This window comes from Rubrivivax benzoatilyticus JA2 = ATCC BAA-35 (assembly GCF_000190375.1).
Lineage (GTDB): Bacteria > Pseudomonadota > Gammaproteobacteria > Burkholderiales > Burkholderiaceae_C > Rubrivivax > Rubrivivax benzoatilyticus.
On record NZ_AEWG01000084.1, the window covers coordinates 1 to 15651 of the forward strand.

Here is a 15651-nt window from a genome sequence, read left to right on the forward strand (position 1 = left end):
GGCGCGGCGCCTGGGCTTGGCGGCCGGGGCGTCCGCCTGGGCTTCGCGCTTGCGCGCCGCCAGTGCCAGCCGGCGCACACGCGCGATGTCGCGGTCGGTGATGACGCCGTTGACGCCGGAGATCGCGGCCAGCTTCATGCCGTGTTTCAGGCCCAGCTTGTAGATCTCGCGCACCTTCTCCCACTCGATCGCGCGGCCGACGGTGAAGTTCTCGAAGCGGCCTTCCAGCGCCAGCACGATGGTCTCGGCCAGGCAGGCATAGGCCACGCCGGGCGGCAGGCCGATGTTCTTCATCTTCACGTGGCCGGGCAGCTGGATCTCGCCGGACTCGATGACCAGCACGTCGGGGCGTTTGGCCACGTCCTCGGGCGACAGGTCCAGCGGCCGGGCGACGTCGGTGATCACGCAGCCGGGCTTGACCTTCATGATGTCCAGCACCTTCTTGCCGGCGCCCGAGGTCGCGGTGACGATCATGTCCATCTCGGCGATGTGCGTGTCGGCCTTGGCGCTGAGCACGATCTTCGCGTCGGGCGTCTGGCGCAGGATGGACTCCTGCAGCGCCAGCAGCTTGGCGGTTTCCGGCGAGACCAGCGTCACCTCCTCGGCGGCGCGCACCAGGAGCCGCGCGCAGGCCGAGCCGATGGCGCCGGTGGCGCCGACGACCATGGCCTTGAACTTCACGCGCTCGTCGCCCTGGGGCGGCTCGATGAGCCGCAGCCGCAGCAGCGCGTCGTGCGCCGCCCACAGCGCGCCCGAGGCGCTGTAGCTGTTGCCGGTGGTGATCGGCAGCGTCGCGCGCCGCGCCACCGTCGCGCCGGCATCGCCGACGACCTTGGTGAACGCGCCCAGGCCCATGATCTGGGCGCCGAGCTTGCGCGCCATCTCGGCGGCGGCCAGCAGTCGGCGGTAGGTGAACTCCGGCGGGTGGCTCATGATCTCGCGCGGCGTGCCGCCCACCGAGATCAGCCAGCCCTCGGCCTCGGCGCCGGTCGGCGACTTGATGCCCTCGACCTTCGAGTAGACGAAGGGCGGCGCATAGGCCATCGCCTTCTCCAGCGAGTCCATCAAGAGCGGCGGCGAGACCTTGGACAGCATCTCGATCGGCTTGACCTTCTTGAAGTACTCCTGCGACAGCGGGTGGATGACGAAGGCGAAGCGGTTCTTGCGCTGGAAGCCGTTGGGGTAGAGCACGCGCGGACGCGCGTCGAGCATCTGGATCAGCTCGAGGTAGTCGTCGTCGTACAGCGTGCCCGGCGCCTTGCCGGTGGCCGCCAGGATCATCGCGTCGAGCAGCTCGTGGCCGAGCACCTGGCCCTGCACCACCGGCGAGGCGTCGACGATCATCGCCACGCCCTTCTCGCGGAAGGCTTCCAGCCGCGCGTCGTTGACGGTCGCGGTGACGATGGTCTTGCCGGCCAGCTCCTCGGTGCCGAAACGGTCGAGCTCGTGCACCGGCGCGACGACGACGGTGGCCTTCTTCATCGCCTGGCGCAGCACGTGATCCGACCAGCGCTCCAGCAGCGCCGTGCTCGGCAGGCGCCTGGGCGTCCAGCCGGCGACGTAGTGCGAGCCGGTGGCGTACAGCGACAGCGCGTCCAGCGAGGTCAGCAGCTTGGGCACGCCCAGCTGCAGCAGCGGGTCGGCGAAGAACAGGTTGGGCGTGAACTCGGCCATCGCCGAGGCCAGCTTGCGGTTGGCGACGCCGGAGAAGAACAGCACCAGCGCGTTGTCGAAATAGCGCCCGAGATCGGCCTGCACGTGGCGCAGCGCCCATTCGAGATAGATTTCGGCGAGGTGGGCGCCGGTGGTGCACGGCGCGTGCTTGAGCGTGGCGGCGAGCTCGGCGCCGCCGACCGTGGCGCCGACGCTGCGCGGGTCTGGCCCGGCGCCGATGCCGATCGCGGCGGCGCGGCGGTCCCAGTAGGCCAGCCGGCGTGCGGCGACGGTCTCGTCGCCGTCGGTGCCGATGCGCCGCACGCGCAACGGTTGGCCGAGCAGCGTGGTGCGCAGCTCGAAGTCTTGCGCTGCTGCGCCGAGGCTGATGCCGATCACGCTCTTCATACGTTGTTCGCGCCAGAGTGGACCCGGAAGGGCATGGTGGAGGGTTGACGAGATGGCCAACTTGATTGGGGACATGGCCCGCAGCGTCGGGCTGCCCAAGCTGAAGCAGGCGGCAGGCCTGGTGACGAAGCGGCTGCCGATACCGCAGCCCCTGTTGATCGTAGGGCCGGGTGCCAGCGCCAAGCTCGGCCAGGCGATCGGGGATTTCACCCATCGGAAGGTCATGCTGGTCACCGACGCGACGGTGATGAAGCTCGGCCTGGCCGAACCCTTGCGCGCCGCGCTCGCCGCGGCGGGCACCGAGGTCGTGGTCTTCGACCGCGTCGAGCCCGACGCGCCGATCCCGGTCATCGAAGCCGGCATCACGCTGCTGCGCGACGAGGGCTGCGACGCCATCGTCGCCTTCGGCGGCGGCTCGGTGATGGACGCGGCCAAGGTCATCGGCCTGGCGGTGGCCAACGGCAAGCCGCCCAAGGCGCTGGTCGGCTACTTCAAGGGCCTGCACGGGCCGCTGCCGCTGTACGCGGTGCCGACGACCGCCGGCACCGGCAGCGAGGTCACCGTCGCCGCGGTGATCTCCGACCCGAAGGCCGCGCGCAAGCTGGTCGTCGCCGACACGCGGCTGGTGCCGCGCATGGCAGCGCTGGACCCGGAACTGATGGTCGGCCTGCCGCCGGCGATCACCGCCGCCACCGGCATGGACGCGCTGACGCACGCCGTCGAGGCCTACATCGGTGACTGGTGCACCGACACCACCGACCGCTGGGCGCTGGCCGCGGTCGGCATGGTCTTCGAGCAGCTGGAGCGCGCCGTCACCGACGGTGGTGACCTCGTCGCGCGCGAACGCATGGCGCTGGCCTCGACCTACGCCGGGCTGGCCTTCACCCGTGCCAACGTCGGCAACGTGCACGCGATCGCGCACCAGTTGGGCGGCCTGTACCACGTGCCGCACGGGCTGGCCAACGCGATCGTGCTGCCGGCGGTTCTGCGCTTCTCGGCGCCGAACTGCGAGCCGCGGCTGGCGGCGCTGGCGCGGCGCGCCGGCGTCGGTGCGCCCGACGACGGCGACACGACGCTGGCGCACAAGTTCATCGACGCGGTGGCCGAGTTGAACCGGCGCATCGGCATCCCGGCGACGGTCGACGCGCTGCGGGCCGCCGACATCCCCAAGCTCGCCCAGGCCGCCTGCCGCGAGGCCGACGCCAACTACCCGGTGCCGCGTGTGATGACGCCGGGTGACTGTGAAGCCATCCTGCGTTCGCTGCTGCCGGCCAAGGCGCCGGCGCGCAAGCGCACGGCGGCCAAGACAGCCGCCAAGCCGGCGGCGAAGAAGGCCGCCGCGCGCAAGAAGGCCGCAGCGCCGGCCTGATCAGCGCAGCGCGAGTTCGGGGCCGAGCTCGCGCAGCCAGGCCAGCACCGCCGGCTCGGGCCAGTGCCAGGGCTGCTCGAACCCTGGCGTGCCGTCGCGCGGGTGCCACTGCTGCAGCACCCAGCGCTTCGCGCCGGCGGTCTTCAGCGTCACCGCCATCTTCGCCAGCGTCTCGTCGCTCTGCAGCGCCGGGTGGTAGGTGGTGCGGATCTCGTGGTCGACGCCGCTGGCGACGACGGCGGCCAGTGCCTCGTGCACCGGCGCGCCGCTGCACGGGCGGCCGGTCAGCGTGTCGTGGCCGGCGAGGTCGGTCTTCAGGTCCAGGCCGACCCAGTCCAGCTGCGGCAGCAGCGCGGCGAGCTTCTGCGGATAGATGCCGGCGCTGTGCAAGCCAACGGCGAAACCCAGGCCGCGCGCGGTGGCCACGGCCTCGGGCAGCGCCGGGTCCAGTGTCGGCTCGCCGCCGCTGAAGACGACGCCGTCGAGCAGCCCGCGGCGGCGCGCCAGCGTCGCGACGACCTCGTCCCAGCCCGGGCCCGCGGCGCCGTCGCGCCGCTGCAGCGCCGGGTTGTGGCAGTAGACGCAGCGCCAGGGGCAGCCCTGGACGAAGACGACCGCCGCGAGGCGGTCGGGCCAGTCGGTCGTGCTCAGCGGCTGGAAGCCGCCGATGGCGAGGGCTTCAGGCGCAGCCACACTCGACGCTGGCCGTGACGTCGGCCGTGGCGGACGGGCGGCCCGGCTCGTCGAAGTAGCGGCGGTCGAGGAACTCGCCCTGCTTGCCGATGTTGAACGAGGCCATCGGACGGTGATAGCCCATCACGCGCGTCCAGACTTCGCAGCGGGTGCGTTCGTGTTCTTCGAGCTGCGGGTGGACGAGGGGGGTCTGGCTGTGGCTCATGGGTCTGTTTCCTTCGGGGGGAGCTGGGGGGGAGCTGGGGTCAGGTCCTGAGGGACCTGACCCCGTCTTTCGGTGGAACTGCGGGGCTGGGGGGGCTGGGGTCAGGTCTCGCAAGACCTGACCCCGTCCGTCTGACCCCGTCCGTCGCTTCGTCTGCCTCACGCCGTCGCGGCGCGCGCCTTGCGTGCCAGGGCTTCCTCGTCGCACTTCGGGCAGAACGCGTGCTCGCCGGCGAGGTAGCCGTGTTTCGGGCAGATCGAGAAGGTCGGCGTCACCGTGATGTAGGGCAGCCGGTAGCGTTCGAGCGAACGCCGCACCAGGTCGCGGCAGGCGCGCGCCGACGACACACGTTCGCCCAGATACAGGTGCAGCACGGTGCCGCCGGTGTACTTGCGCTGCAGCTCCTCCTGGCGCTCCAGCGCCTCGAAGGGGTCGGTCGTGAAGCCGACCGGCAGCTGCGAGGAGTTCGTGTAGTACGGGCGCTCGGCCGTGCCGGCCTGCAGGATGCCGGGCAGGCGCTTGCGGTCTTCCTTCGCGAAGCGGTAGGTCGTGCCTTCGGCCGGCGTCGCCTCCAGGTTGTAGAGGTGGCCGGTCTCCTCCTGCAGCTCGACGATGCGCGCGCGGATGTGGTCCAGGTATCGCACCGCCATCGCGTGGCCTTCGGGCGAGGTGATGTCGTGGCGGTCGGCCGTGAAGTTGCGGATCATCTCGTTGATCCCGTTCACGCCGATCGTCGAGAAGTGGTTGCGCAGCGTGCCGAGGTAGCGCTTGGTGTACGGGAACAGGCCGCTGTCGATGTGGCCCTGGATGACCTTGCGCTTGATCTCCAGGCTGGTGCGCGCGATGTCGATCAGGCGGTCGGTGCGCGCCAGCAGGCCGGCTTCGTCGCCGGCGTGCAGGTAGCCCAGGCGGGCGCAGTTGATCGTCACCACGCCCAGCGAGCCGGTCTGTTCGGCCGAGCCGAACAGGCCGTTGCCGCGCTTCAGAAGCTCGCGCAGGTCCAGCTGCAGCCGGCAGCACATCGAGCGCACCATGTTCGGCTGCAGGTCCGAGTTCAGGAAGTTCTGGAAGTACGGCAGGCCGTACTTGGCCGTCATCTCGAACAGCGGCAGCGTGTTCGGGTGCTCCCAGTCGAAGTCGCGGGTGATGTTGTAGGTCGGGATCGGGAACGTGAACGAGCGGCCCTTGGCGTCGCCTTCCATCATCACGTCGATGTAGGCGCGGTTGATCATGTCCATCTCGGCCTGCAGATCGCCGTAGGCGAACGGCATCTCCCGGCCGCCGATCACCGGCACCTGCTCGCGCAGGTCCTCGGGGCAGGTCCAGTCGAAGGTCAGGTTGGTGAACGGCGTCTGCGTGCCCCAGCGCGAGGGCACGTTCAGGTTGTAGATCAGCTCCTGCAGGCTCTGGCGCACCTGGTCGTAGCTCAGCCCGTCCTTGCGGATGAAGGGCGCGAGATAGGTGTCGAAGGAGCTGAAGGCCTGGGCGCCGGCCCACTCGTTCTGCAGCGTGCCGAGGAAGTTGACGATCTGGCCGACGGCGCTGGACAGGTGCTTGGGCGGGCCGGCCTCGACCTTGCCCGGCACGCCGTTCAGGCCTTCGTGCAGCAGCGTGCGCAGCGACCAGCCAGCGCAGTAGCCCGACAGCATGTCCAGGTCGTGGATGTGCAGGTCGGCCTCGCGGTGGGCGATGCCCACTTCCGGCGGGTAGACGTGGTTCAGCCAGTAGTTGGCGACGACCTTGCCCGAGACGTTGAGGATCAGCCCGCCCAGCGAGTAACCCTGGTTGGCGTTGGCGTTGACGCGCCAGTCCTGGCGCGCCAGGTACTCGTTGACCGAACGCTCGACGTCGACGGCGACGCTGCGGTCCTGGCGCAGCGCGCGGCGCTGCTCGCGGTAGACGATGTAGGCGCGCGCGGTGTCGAAGTGGCCGGCCTCCTGCAGCACACGCTCGACCTCGTCCTGGATCTGCTCGACGCCAGTAACACGGCGGCGCAGGCGTTCGGTGACCTGCTGCGTCAGCTCGGCGGCGCGCGCGGCGTCGTATTCGCCGGTGGCGGCGCCGGCACGCGCCAGCGCGTCGGCGATCTTGGCGGGGTCGAAGGCGACGGTGCGGCCTTCACGCTTGATGACCGCCAGCGGGGCGGCCTGGGTGTCGGCAGAGGGGGGCAGGGCGGCGTCTGTCATGCGCGTTGACACTATCTATGGTGTGTAGGCGGCGAACGATACCCAATAGATAGCGTCTACTGGTGCGGAACTCGGGCGGTCTTGACGCAGTGCAAGCTCGTCGCGCGAGGGGCTTGCGCCGGCGGCGGTGGCGCGCTTGGCGGCGCCTCGGGCCTCCGGAGACCCTGACGGCGGTGTGGTGCGCAGGTCGCGTCGACCGGTCGGTGGAGGCCCGGTTCGCAGCTGTCTTGACGTCCCGCAAGCCGCTGGCCGCACCCGCGCCTAGACTCCGCCCGCCATGCAACAGCCCCCCTTCGCGGCGCCCGAACTGGTCTGCCCCGCGGGCTCTCTGCGGGCCCTCCAGTTGGCCGTCGACGCCGGCGCCGACACGGTCTACCTGGGCCTGAAGAACGCCACCAACGCCCGGAACTTCGCCGGCCTGAACTTCGACGACGCCCAGGTGCGCGAGGGCATCGCCTACGCGCACAAGCGCGGCCGCAAGGTCCTGATGGCGCTGAACACCTTCGCCCAGTCGGCGGACGTGACGCCCTGGTACCGCGCGGTCGACACCGCCGTCGACTTCGGCGCCGACGCGCTGATCTGCGCCGACACCGCGGTGATGGCCTACGCCACGCGCACGCACCCCGAGCTGCGTCTGCACCTGTCGGTGCAGGCCTCGGCGACGAGCTACGAGGCGATCAACTTCTACCAGCGCCACTACAACATCCAGCGTGCGGTGCTGCCGCGTGTGCTGACGCTGCAGCAGGTGCAGCACGTGCTGCGCAACACGACGGTCGAGATCGAGTGCTTCGCCTTCGGCAGCCTGTGCGTGATGGTCGAAGGCCGCTGCACGCTGTCGTCGTACGCCACCGGCCAGTCGCCGAACAACGTCGGCGTCTGCTCGCCGCCTTCCGCCGTGCGCTGGACCGACACGCCGACCGGCGTCGAGTCGCGCCTGGGCGGCATGCTGATCGACCACTACGCGCCCGACGAGCCGCGCGGCTACCCGACGATCTGCAAGGGCCGCTTCGTCGTCGAAGGCAAGCGCGACTACGCGATCGAGGAGCCGACCAGCCTGAACACGCTGGCCATCCTGCCCGAACTGATGAAGATGGGCGTCAAGGCGCTGAAGATCGAAGGCCGCCAGCGCAGCCCCGCCTACACCGAGCAGGTGACCAAGGTCTGGCGCCAGGCGATCGACGCGGCCAAGGCCTCGCCCGACCGCTTCAGCGTGCAGCCGGCCTGGACCGCCACGCTGGGCCACCTCGCCGAAGGCCAGCAGCACACGCTCGGCGCGCTGGACCGCCCGTGGCGCTGAGACCGGACGAGACGATGAGTTCCGAACGCATTAAGCTGACCGTCGGCCCGGTGCTGACCTACTGGACGCGCCAGGCGCTGATGGATTTCTACGCCGGTGTCGCCGAATCGGCCGCCGACGCCGTCGTGCTCGGCGAGGTCGTCTGCTCGCGCCGCTACGAGTTCAAGCTCGACGACTGGCTGGACCTGGCCGCCGACCTGCGCGCCGCCGGCAAGGAGGTCGTGCTGGCGACGCAGGGCCTGATCGAGTCCGAGTCCGACCTGCGTGTCGTGCGCCGCATCGCCGAGCAGCGCGACTACCTCGTCGAGGCCGGTGACGCCTCGGCGCTGGCGGTGCTGGAGCCCGCCGGCGTGCCGTTCGCGATCGGCCCGCACGTCAACGTCTACAGCCGTGCCGCGCTCGAGGAGCACGCACGTTTCGGCGCCGTGCGCTGGACGGCGCCGACCGAGCTGCCGCTGGACGCGATGGGCCGCGTGAACCCGGCCGCCGACCCGGTGAAGGCCGGCCAGACGCCGGTCGAGACCGAGGCCTTCGCCTTCGGCCGCACGCCGCTGGCGTTCTCGGCGCGCTGCTTCACCGCGCGCCACCACCGGCTGAGCAAGGACCAGTGCGAGTTCCGCTGCCAGGACTATCCCGACGGCCTGCTGCTGTCGACCAGCGACGGCAAGCCCTTCCTGGTGCTCAACGGCATCCAGACCCAGGGTGCGGCGCAGCACTGCCTGATCGAGCAGCGTGAGCAGATCGTCGCCCACGGCGTGCGCCGCCTGCGCCTGTCGCCGTGCTCGCAGCACTTCAGCACCGTCGTCGCCTGCTTCGAGCAGGTGATGAACCAGGGGGCGCCGGCCGCGGCCGCGCGCCGTGAGCTCGAGGCCATCGCACTGCCGGGCGGTCTGGCCAACGGGTACGCGCAAGGTCGCGCCGGCATGGAATGGAAAGCCGCATGAGCACCAAGTCCCAAGCCTTCGTCGCGCCGCGTTCGCTGGCCGAGCTGCACGCGCTGGCGGCCGCCAAGGTCAAGCCCATCGTGCAGCGCCTGCCGATGCAGCCGCCCAGCCTGGTGCTGGCGCTGGCGATGAACAAGCTGCTGCTGCCGCGCCTGCCGGCCGACGCCAAGGCGGCGCTGTCGGGGCGCAGCGTCGAGGTCGCGGTCACCGACCTCGGCCTGGCGATGAAGCTGCAGCTCGCCGAACGCGGCTTCGTGCTGGCGCCGCAGAGCCAGCCGGTCGCGCTGCGCATCGCCGCCGCGTTGCCCGACTACCTGCGCCTGCTGCGCGGCGAGGACGACGCCGACCGCCTGTTCTTCGAGCGCGCCCTCGTGATGGAAGGCGACACCGAGATGGGCCTGGTGCTGAAGAACACGCTCGACGCGCTGGGGCCGCTGTTCCGCTTCTGATCCGGCGCAACGCCGTTTCTTGTCAATTTTGCAGCTTCGGGTAATTTGACCGTTTTGGCGCGTTTCAGGACCCATAACCCGGTCTTTTGCAACGACTGCCGCCGCCGTTCTTCCCGATGATCGAACCCGGGGCTCCCGCCGCCTGGGGCCCCGTTCGATCCACGAAGAACACCGGCATGAACATCACCGCCTTCACCGTCCGCACCCGGCTGCTCGCCAGCTTCGGGCTGCTCGCCTCGATCGTGCTCGTGGTCAGCGGCTTCGCGCTGCACGCGCAGTGGAAGAGCTATCGGGTCTTCGCCGGCTACGTCAACGAGGACGCGCAGCGCCTGCAATTGGCCAACCGGATGCTCGACGCCGCCAATGCGCGCGCGATCGGTGCGCGCGATCTGGTCATCGTCGACTCCGATGCCGATCGTGCCGCCCTGAAGTCTGCCGTCGGCCAGGCCGACGAACGTGTGCAGCAGAACCTGGCGCGCCTGAAGCAGGCGCTCGCCGCTGCCGACGACGTGGGCGATCGCGAGCGCGAACTCTTCAACGCGATCGAACGCATCGAGGCCGAGTACGGCCCGGTGGCTCGGGCGATCGTCGATCTCGCCGCCTCGGGCCAGAGCGAGGCGGCGATCCGCCGCATCGACGAGCGCTGCCGGCCCTTGCTGGCACGACTGATCGGGGCTGCGGACGCCTATGTCGAGCACGGCAACGAACTGGCCGCCGAACATGTCGCGCAGGCCGACGCGGCCTTCGCCGCCCAGCGCTGGCTGCTGATCGGTGTCGGGCTGGCGGCCATGCTGCTGGCCGGCGTGCTGGCTCACCTCGTGACCGGCGGCATCACGCGGGCGCTGGGTGCCGAGCCGGGTGAACTCGGTGCGGCGGCTTCGCGCGTGGCCGACGGCGATCTCGGCCCGGTGCCGGGTGCCGAACTTGCGCCGGCCGGCAGCGTGCTCGCCTCGCTGGGCGCGATGCAGCAAAGCTTGGCGCGCATCGTCGCCCAGGTGCGTTCGGCCTCCGACTCGATCGCCACCGGTTCGGCGCAGATCGCCACCGGCAACGCCGACCTGTCGCAGCGCACCGAGACCCAGGCTTCCAACCTGGCACAGACGGCGGCCTCGATGGACGAGATGAGCGCCTCGGTGCGCCACAACGCCGAGACCGCGCAGCAGGCGACGCAACTCGCCGGCTCGGCCAGCACCGTGGCCCGCCAGGGCGGTCAGGTCGTCGGCGCGGTGGTCGCGACGATGCAGGAGATCAGCGACAGCTCGCGCCGCATCGCCGACATCACCGGCGTCATCGACGGCATCGCCTTCCAGACCAACATCCTGGCGCTGAACGCCGCCGTCGAGGCGGCCCGCGCCGGCGAGCAGGGCCGCGGTTTCGCGGTCGTCGCCGGCGAGGTGCGTTCGCTGGCCCACCGTGCCGCCGAAGCGGCACGCGAGATCAAGACGCTGATCGGCAACTCGGTCGACAAGGTCGAGGCCGGCACGCGCCTGGTCGGCGACGCAGGCCGCACGATGGACGAGATCGTCGCCCAGGTGCAGCGTGTGGCGGACCTGATCGGCGAGATCGGGCATGCCACCACCGAGCAGACCGCTGGCATCGCCCAGGTCAGCACCGCCGTCGGCGGTCTGGACCAGGCGACGCAGCAGAACGCCGCGCTCGTCGAAGAGAGCGCCGCAGCCGCCGAGAGCCTGCGCCAACAGGCCGCGCGGCTGACCACGCTGGTCAGCGTCTTCCGCCTGGAGGCCACCGCCGCGCGCGCCGAAGCCGCCTGAGCGCGACCGCGCGGCCGCGCGGCCGCGTGGCGCCACGGCGACGGCAGTCTTGACGTGTGTCATGTGCGCTGCAACATGACACCGCTGTGCCCCCGCCGCGCGCGGTGCTAGGCGTGGCGCCCCACACGCACGCGCCGCGGACGTTCAGAATCGTTCCGGCAGCCCCGTCGCGTCCGAGCGGGGGGGCGCTGCCGCGCGGCGCAGGCCAGGCGGCTCGCGCGGACCCCGCCTCCCGGACGTCCGCATCGTCGGCACCAGACGGGAGCGGGACATGGGCGCACAAGAAGGCCTGATCGAGAACCTGACCTACGACGAGCTGCGTCCGGGCCAGCGCGCGCAGATGATGCGCACGCTGTCCAAGGACGACATCAACGCCTTCGCGCTGGTCTCCGGCGACGTCAACCCGGCGCACGTCGACGCCGAGTACGCCGAAGGCACACGTTTCAAGGGCGTCATCGCGCACGGCATGTGGGCCGGCGCGCTGATCTCCAGCCTGCTCGGCACCGAGTTTCCCGGCCCGGGCACGATCTACCTCGAGCAGAGCCTGCGTTTCCACCGCCCGGTGCGCGTCGGCGACACGCTGACGGTGGGCGTCACGGTGGCCGAGAAGGACGACACGACACGCAACGTCACGCTCGACTGCATCGTGCTCAACCAGCACGGCGACCAGGTCGTCACCGGCCGCGCGCTGGTGCGCGCGCCGACGCAGAAGATCGTGCGCCCGCGCGCCGCGATGCCGACGATGCACCTGTTCGACCCCGAGGCGCGGCTCGAAGCCTGGGTGCAGACGCTGCGCGGCCACCCGCCGGTGCGCTGCGTCGTCGTGCATCCCTGCGACGAAGGCTCGCTGCACGGCGCGCTCGACGCACGTGCGCACGGGCTGATCGAGCCGGTGTTCGTCGGCCCGGCGCTGCGCATGCGCACGCTGGCCGAGCAGTTGCAGGTCTCGCTGGAGGGCATCGAGATCGTCGACGTGCCGCACAGCCACGCCGCCGCGGTCGCCGCCGCGGCGCTGGCCGCGCGTGGCGAGGCGCAGATGCTGATGAAGGGCAGCCTGCACACCGACGAGCTGATCAAGGCCGTGCTCGACGAGAACTCGCTGCGCACCGGGCGGCGCATGTCGCACGTCTACCGCTTCGAGGTGCCGGCCTATCCGAAGCCGCTGCTGGTCACCGACGCGGCGATCAACATCGCGCCGACGCTGGCCGAGAAGGCCGACATCGTGCGCAACGCCGTCGAGCTGGCGCACGCGCTGGGCGTGCACCAGCCGCGGGTCGCGCTGCTGTCGGCGGTGGAGACGGTGACGCCGCGGCTGGCCTCGACGCTGGACGCCGCGGCGCTGTGCAAGATGGCCGATCGCGGCCAGATCACCGGCGCGCTGCTCGACGGGCCGCTGGCCTTCGACAACGCGATCTCGGTCGAGGCCGCGCGCATCAAGCACATCGAGTCGCCGGTGGCCGGCAATGCCGACATCCTCGTCGTGCCCGATCTGGAGGCCGGCAACATGCTCGCCAAGCAGCTCGAGTACCTGGCCGGTGCGGCGAGCTGCGGCGTCGTGCTCGGCGCGCGCGTGCCGATCGCGCTGACCAGCCGCGCCGACGCGGCGATCTCGCGCATGGCCTCGGCGGCGCTGGCCGGCGTCGTCGCCCGCGCCATCGCCGCCGGGAAGGCGCGATGAACGCTGCACCGCGCGACGCGGTGCTGGCGCTCAACGCGGGGTCCTCGTCGCTGAAGTTCGGCGTCTACGAGCGCCAGGGGCCGGCCTTGTGGACTGGCTTGTTCGAAGGTCTGGAGCCCGGCGGCGAGCCGAGCTGGCACCTTGCCGGCGAAGACGCGCGCCGCCTGGTGCAGGCGCCCGGGCAGGACGGTTTTGCCGCCGCGCTGGACGCGCTGCTGGCCTTGCTGGCGGCACGCGGGCGGCGGCTCGCGGCGGTGGCGCACCGCGTCGTGCACGGCGGCTCGCGCTGCGTCGCGCCCTGCGTGCTCGACGCCGAACTGCTGGCGTATCTGCACACGCTGGAGCCGCTGGCGCCGCTGCACCAGCCGCACAATCTGGCCGGCGTCGCGGCGATCCACCGCGCGCTGCCGGCGCTGCCACAGGTGGCGTGTTTCGACACCGCCTTCCACGCGACGATGCCCGAGGTCGAACGCCGGCTGCCGCTGCCGCGTGACTTCGAGTCGCGAGGCCTGCGGCGCTACGGCTTTCACGGCCTGTCCTACGAGTCGGTCAGCGGCACGCTGGCCGGCGTCTCGGCGCGTGCCGGCGGCCGGCTGCTGATGGCCCACCTGGGCAACGGCGCCAGCCTCTGCGGCGCCGTCGGCGGGCGTTCGGTCGCCTCGTCGATGGGCCTGTCGGCGCTGGACGGGCTGATGATGGGCACCCGCAGCGGCGCGTTGGACCCCGGCGTGCTGCTCCACCTGTGGCGCGACGGCTGGACGCTGGAGCAGGTCGAGCGCCTGCTCTACAAGCAGTCGGGCCTGCTCGGCGTCTCCGGGCTGTCGGCCGACATGCGCACGCTGCGCGCCAGTGCCGAGCCGGCGGCGGCCGAGGCGATCGCACTCTTCACCCACCGCCTGCTGCGCGAGGCCGGCGCCATCGTCGCCGTGCTCGGCGGGCTGGACGTACTGGCCTTCACCGGCGGCATCGGCGAACACGACGCGCGGCTGCGCGAAGACGTCGCCGCCGCGCTGGGCTTCACCGGCCTGGTGCTCGACGCCGCCGCCAACCGCGCGGCGCCGCCCGACCGGCCGGTGCCGCTGCACGCCGCCGGCAGCGCCGTCGAGGTCTGGGTCGTGCCGACCGACGAAGGCCGGGTCGCCGCCGATGCCGCGTTCCGCCACCTGGACGGCGGCTGAGTTTCAAGGAGTCCGCATGCACAACCCGAACGTCGCCGCCGCCGTGCTCGCCGATCCGGCGCTGGACCCGGCGCTGGCCGCCGCACGCCGCCTCGACAGCCACTTCCACGCCGCCGTCGCGCCGGCCTTCTCGGGGCTGTCGCCGATCTCGCTGGCGCTGGCCTGGCAGGACTGGGCGCTGCACCTGGCGACGCAGCCAGCCACCGCGCTGGCGCTGGTCGCCCGCGCCCAGCAGTCCTGGCTGCAGGCCTGGGGCGAGATGCTGGGCCAGGCCGAGCCCGGCAACGGCGACGCCCGTTTTGCCGCCCCGGCGTGGAGGCAGTGGCCCTGGGCGCCGGTGGTGCACGGCTGGCACGCCACCGAACGCTGGTGGCAGGACGCGACCGACCTGCGCGGCGTCGACCCGCACCACCGCGAGGTCGTGCGTTTCTTCGCCCGCCAGTGGCTGGACATGCTGGCGCCGTCGAATGCCGGCCTGGCCAACCCCGAGGTGCTGCAGCGCACCGCCGAACGCGGCGGCGCCAACCTCGTCGACGGCACGCTGCACGCGCTGGACGGCTGGCGCCGCCAGCACGGCCTGGAGCCGCTGCGCACGCCCGAGCGGCGTTACGAGCCCGGTGTCGACGTCGCCGTGACGCCCGGCCAGGTGGTCTGGCGCAACCACCTCGTCGAGCTGATCCAGTACCTGCCGCTGACCGCCTCGGTGCAGGCCGAGCCGGTGTTCATCGTTCCGTCGTGGATCATGAAGTACTACATCCTCGACCTGTCGCCGCACAACTCGTTCGTCAAGTGGCTGGTCGAGCAGGGCCACACGGTCTTCATCCTCAGCTGGCGCAACCCCGACGAGTCGGACGCGCTGCTGGCGATGCAGGACTATCTGGAGCTCGGCATCTTCGACCCGCTGGCGCAGATCGCCCGGATGATCCCGGGGCGGCGCGTTCACGCCTGCGGCTACTGCCTGGGCGGCACGCTGCTGTCGCTGGCCGCCGCGGCGCTGGCGCGGCCGGGGCGCATCGCACGCGCCGAGCTGCTGCCGGAACTGGCCAGCGTCTCGCTGCTGGCCGCCGAGACCGACTTCACCGAGCCCGGCGAGATGGGCGTGCTGATCGACGAGTCGCAGGTCACGCTGCTCGAGGACATGATGGCCGAACGCGGCTTCCTCACCGGCGCGCAGATGGCCGGCTCCTTCGCCTACCTGCATTCACGCGACCAGGTCTGGTCACGCCGGCTGCGCGAGTTCTGGCTCGGCGAGCCCGACAGCCCCAACGACCTGATGGCCTGGAACGCCGACCTGACGCGCATGCCGGCGGCGATGCACAGCGAGTACCTGCGCCGCTGCTACCTGCGCAACGAGATCGCCGAAGGGCGCTTCCCGGTCGAAGGGCGCGCGGTGTCGCTGTCGGACATCGCGGCGCCGATGTTCGTCGTCGGCACCGAGAAGGATCACGTCTCGCCGTGGAAGTCGGTCTACAAGATCCACCGCCTGGCCGACACCACGATCACCTTCGTGCTGACCAGCGGCGGCCACAACGCCGGCATCGTCAGCGAGCCCGGCCACGCCAACCGGCGCTACCGCATGGCCACACGCGAGGTCGACGGCGCCTGGGTCGACCCCGAGGCCTGGGCCGAGCAGGCGCCGCGCCACGAAGGTTCGTGGTGGACCGCCTGGCACGAGTGGCTGCTGGCCCAGGGCAGCGGCGAGACCGCCAAGGCGCGCACGCCGGCCAAGGCCGACGTCGTCTGCGCCGCGCCGGGCACTTACGTGTACCAGTGCTGGCGTGACTGAGTCCGGACATGGGACGCCGGAAGGCGTCCCGTG

General features: G+C 71.4%; 12 protein-coding genes. 8 read left to right on the forward strand and 4 right to left on the reverse strand.

The features are described from left to right. Window positions 1–2061: DUF8754 domain-containing protein (locus tag RBXJA2T_RS10400; protein ID WP_009857320.1), on the reverse strand; the 2061-nt coding region annotated here is incomplete at its 3' end. A 73-nt stretch (window positions 2062–2134) separates the two neighbouring features. Here RBXJA2T_RS10400 and RBXJA2T_RS10405 point away from each other — a divergent pair. Then, window positions 2135–3430 carry an iron-containing alcohol dehydrogenase gene (locus RBXJA2T_RS10405; protein ID WP_009857321.1) on the forward strand — a complete coding sequence of 432 codons (1296 nt, stop codon included), beginning with the start codon at window positions 2135–2137 and terminating at the stop codon, window positions 3428–3430. Here the strand turns inward: RBXJA2T_RS10405 and RBXJA2T_RS10410 are convergent, their stop codons facing one another. The 3 genes from RBXJA2T_RS10410 to RBXJA2T_RS10420 form a co-directional block, all read right to left on the reverse strand. Beyond that, window positions 3431–4123 (reverse strand): anaerobic ribonucleoside-triphosphate reductase activating protein, encoded by a 693-nt coding sequence (locus RBXJA2T_RS10410; protein ID WP_009857322.1) that lies wholly within the window; start codon window positions 4121–4123, stop codon window positions 3431–3433. Further along, window positions 4110–4328, reverse strand: coding sequence for an anaerobic ribonucleoside-triphosphate reductase (gene nrdD, locus RBXJA2T_RS10415; protein ID WP_009857323.1), 219 nt, complete (start codon window positions 4326–4328; stop codon window positions 4110–4112). The genes RBXJA2T_RS10410 and nrdD overlap by 14 nt, the downstream gene beginning before the upstream one ends. A gap of 158 nt (window positions 4329–4486) precedes the next feature. Next, the gene (locus RBXJA2T_RS10420) at window positions 4487–6514 is read right to left on the reverse strand and encodes a ribonucleoside triphosphate reductase (protein WP_009857324.1); all 2028 of its coding nucleotides are present in this window, start codon (window positions 6512–6514) and stop codon (window positions 4487–4489) included. A 277-nt stretch (window positions 6515–6791) separates the two neighbouring features. Here RBXJA2T_RS10420 and ubiU point away from each other — a divergent pair, with 277 nt between their 5' ends. The 7 genes from ubiU (at window position 6792) to RBXJA2T_RS10455 (ending at window position 15618) form a co-directional block, all read left to right on the forward strand. Continuing rightward, window positions 6792–7811, forward strand: a complete 1020-nt coding sequence (gene ubiU, locus RBXJA2T_RS10425) for a ubiquinone anaerobic biosynthesis protein UbiU (RefSeq protein ID WP_009857325.1) — start codon at window positions 6792–6794, stop codon at window positions 7809–7811. Window positions 7812–7825: 14 nt separating this feature from the next. After that, a complete protein-coding gene (locus tag RBXJA2T_RS10430) occupies window positions 7826–8755 on the forward strand; it encodes a U32 family peptidase (protein WP_029718573.1) in 930 nt (309 codons plus the stop codon). After that, window positions 8752–9204 (forward strand): ubiquinone anaerobic biosynthesis accessory factor UbiT, encoded by a 453-nt coding sequence (gene ubiT / locus RBXJA2T_RS10435; RefSeq protein ID WP_009857327.1) that lies wholly within the window; start codon window positions 8752–8754, stop codon window positions 9202–9204. Before RBXJA2T_RS10430 ends, ubiT begins: the two co-directional genes overlap by 4 nt. Before the next feature lie 176 nt (window positions 9205–9380). Continuing rightward, complete coding sequence (locus RBXJA2T_RS10440) at window positions 9381–10976, forward strand: methyl-accepting chemotaxis protein (RefSeq protein WP_009857328.1); 1596 nt, start codon at window positions 9381–9383, stop codon at window positions 10974–10976. A 271-nt stretch (window positions 10977–11247) separates the two neighbouring features. Continuing rightward, window positions 11248–12654: a bifunctional enoyl-CoA hydratase/phosphate acetyltransferase gene (locus tag RBXJA2T_RS10445; RefSeq protein WP_009857329.1), complete on the forward strand. Its 1407-nt coding sequence runs from the start codon at window positions 11248–11250 to the stop codon at window positions 12652–12654. Next, complete coding sequence (locus RBXJA2T_RS10450; RefSeq protein ID WP_009857330.1) at window positions 12651–13832, forward strand: acetate/propionate family kinase; 1182 nt, start codon at window positions 12651–12653, stop codon at window positions 13830–13832. The genes RBXJA2T_RS10445 and RBXJA2T_RS10450 overlap by 4 nt, the downstream gene beginning before the upstream one ends. Before the next feature lie 16 nt (window positions 13833–13848). Then, window positions 13849–15618: a PHA/PHB synthase family protein gene (locus tag RBXJA2T_RS10455; RefSeq protein WP_009857331.1), complete on the forward strand. Its 1770-nt coding sequence runs from the start codon at window positions 13849–13851 to the stop codon at window positions 15616–15618. Window positions 15619–15651: the final 33 nt, after the last annotated feature.

Bases quoted from the DNA above. Each gene is read 5' to 3' on its own strand.
- RBXJA2T_RS10455 (WP_009857331.1), top strand. From the start codon at position 13,849: ATGCACAACCCGAACGTCGCCGCCGCCGTGCTCGCCGATCCGGCGCTG.
- ubiU (WP_009857325.1), top strand. From the start codon at position 6,792: ATGCAACAGCCCCCCTTCGCGGCGCCCGAACTGGTCTGCCCCGCGGGC.
- RBXJA2T_RS10420 (WP_009857324.1), bottom strand. From the start codon at position 6,514: ATGACAGACGCCGCCCTGCCCCCCTCTGCCGACACCCAGGCCGCCCCG.
- RBXJA2T_RS10405 (WP_009857321.1), top strand. From the start codon at position 2,135: ATGGCCCGCAGCGTCGGGCTGCCCAAGCTGAAGCAGGCGGCAGGCCTG.
- RBXJA2T_RS10445 (WP_009857329.1), top strand. From the start codon at position 11,248: ATGGGCGCACAAGAAGGCCTGATCGAGAACCTGACCTACGACGAGCTG.
- RBXJA2T_RS10440 (WP_009857328.1), top strand. From the start codon at position 9,381: ATGAACATCACCGCCTTCACCGTCCGCACCCGGCTGCTCGCCAGCTTC.
- RBXJA2T_RS10430 (WP_029718573.1), top strand. From the start codon at position 7,826: ATGAGTTCCGAACGCATTAAGCTGACCGTCGGCCCGGTGCTGACCTAC.
- RBXJA2T_RS10450 (WP_009857330.1), top strand. From the start codon at position 12,651: ATGAACGCTGCACCGCGCGACGCGGTGCTGGCGCTCAACGCGGGGTCC.
- nrdD (WP_009857323.1), bottom strand. From the start codon at position 4,328: ATGAGCCACAGCCAGACCCCCCTCGTCCACCCGCAGCTCGAAGAACAC.
- ubiT (WP_009857327.1), top strand. From the start codon at position 8,752: ATGAGCACCAAGTCCCAAGCCTTCGTCGCGCCGCGTTCGCTGGCCGAG.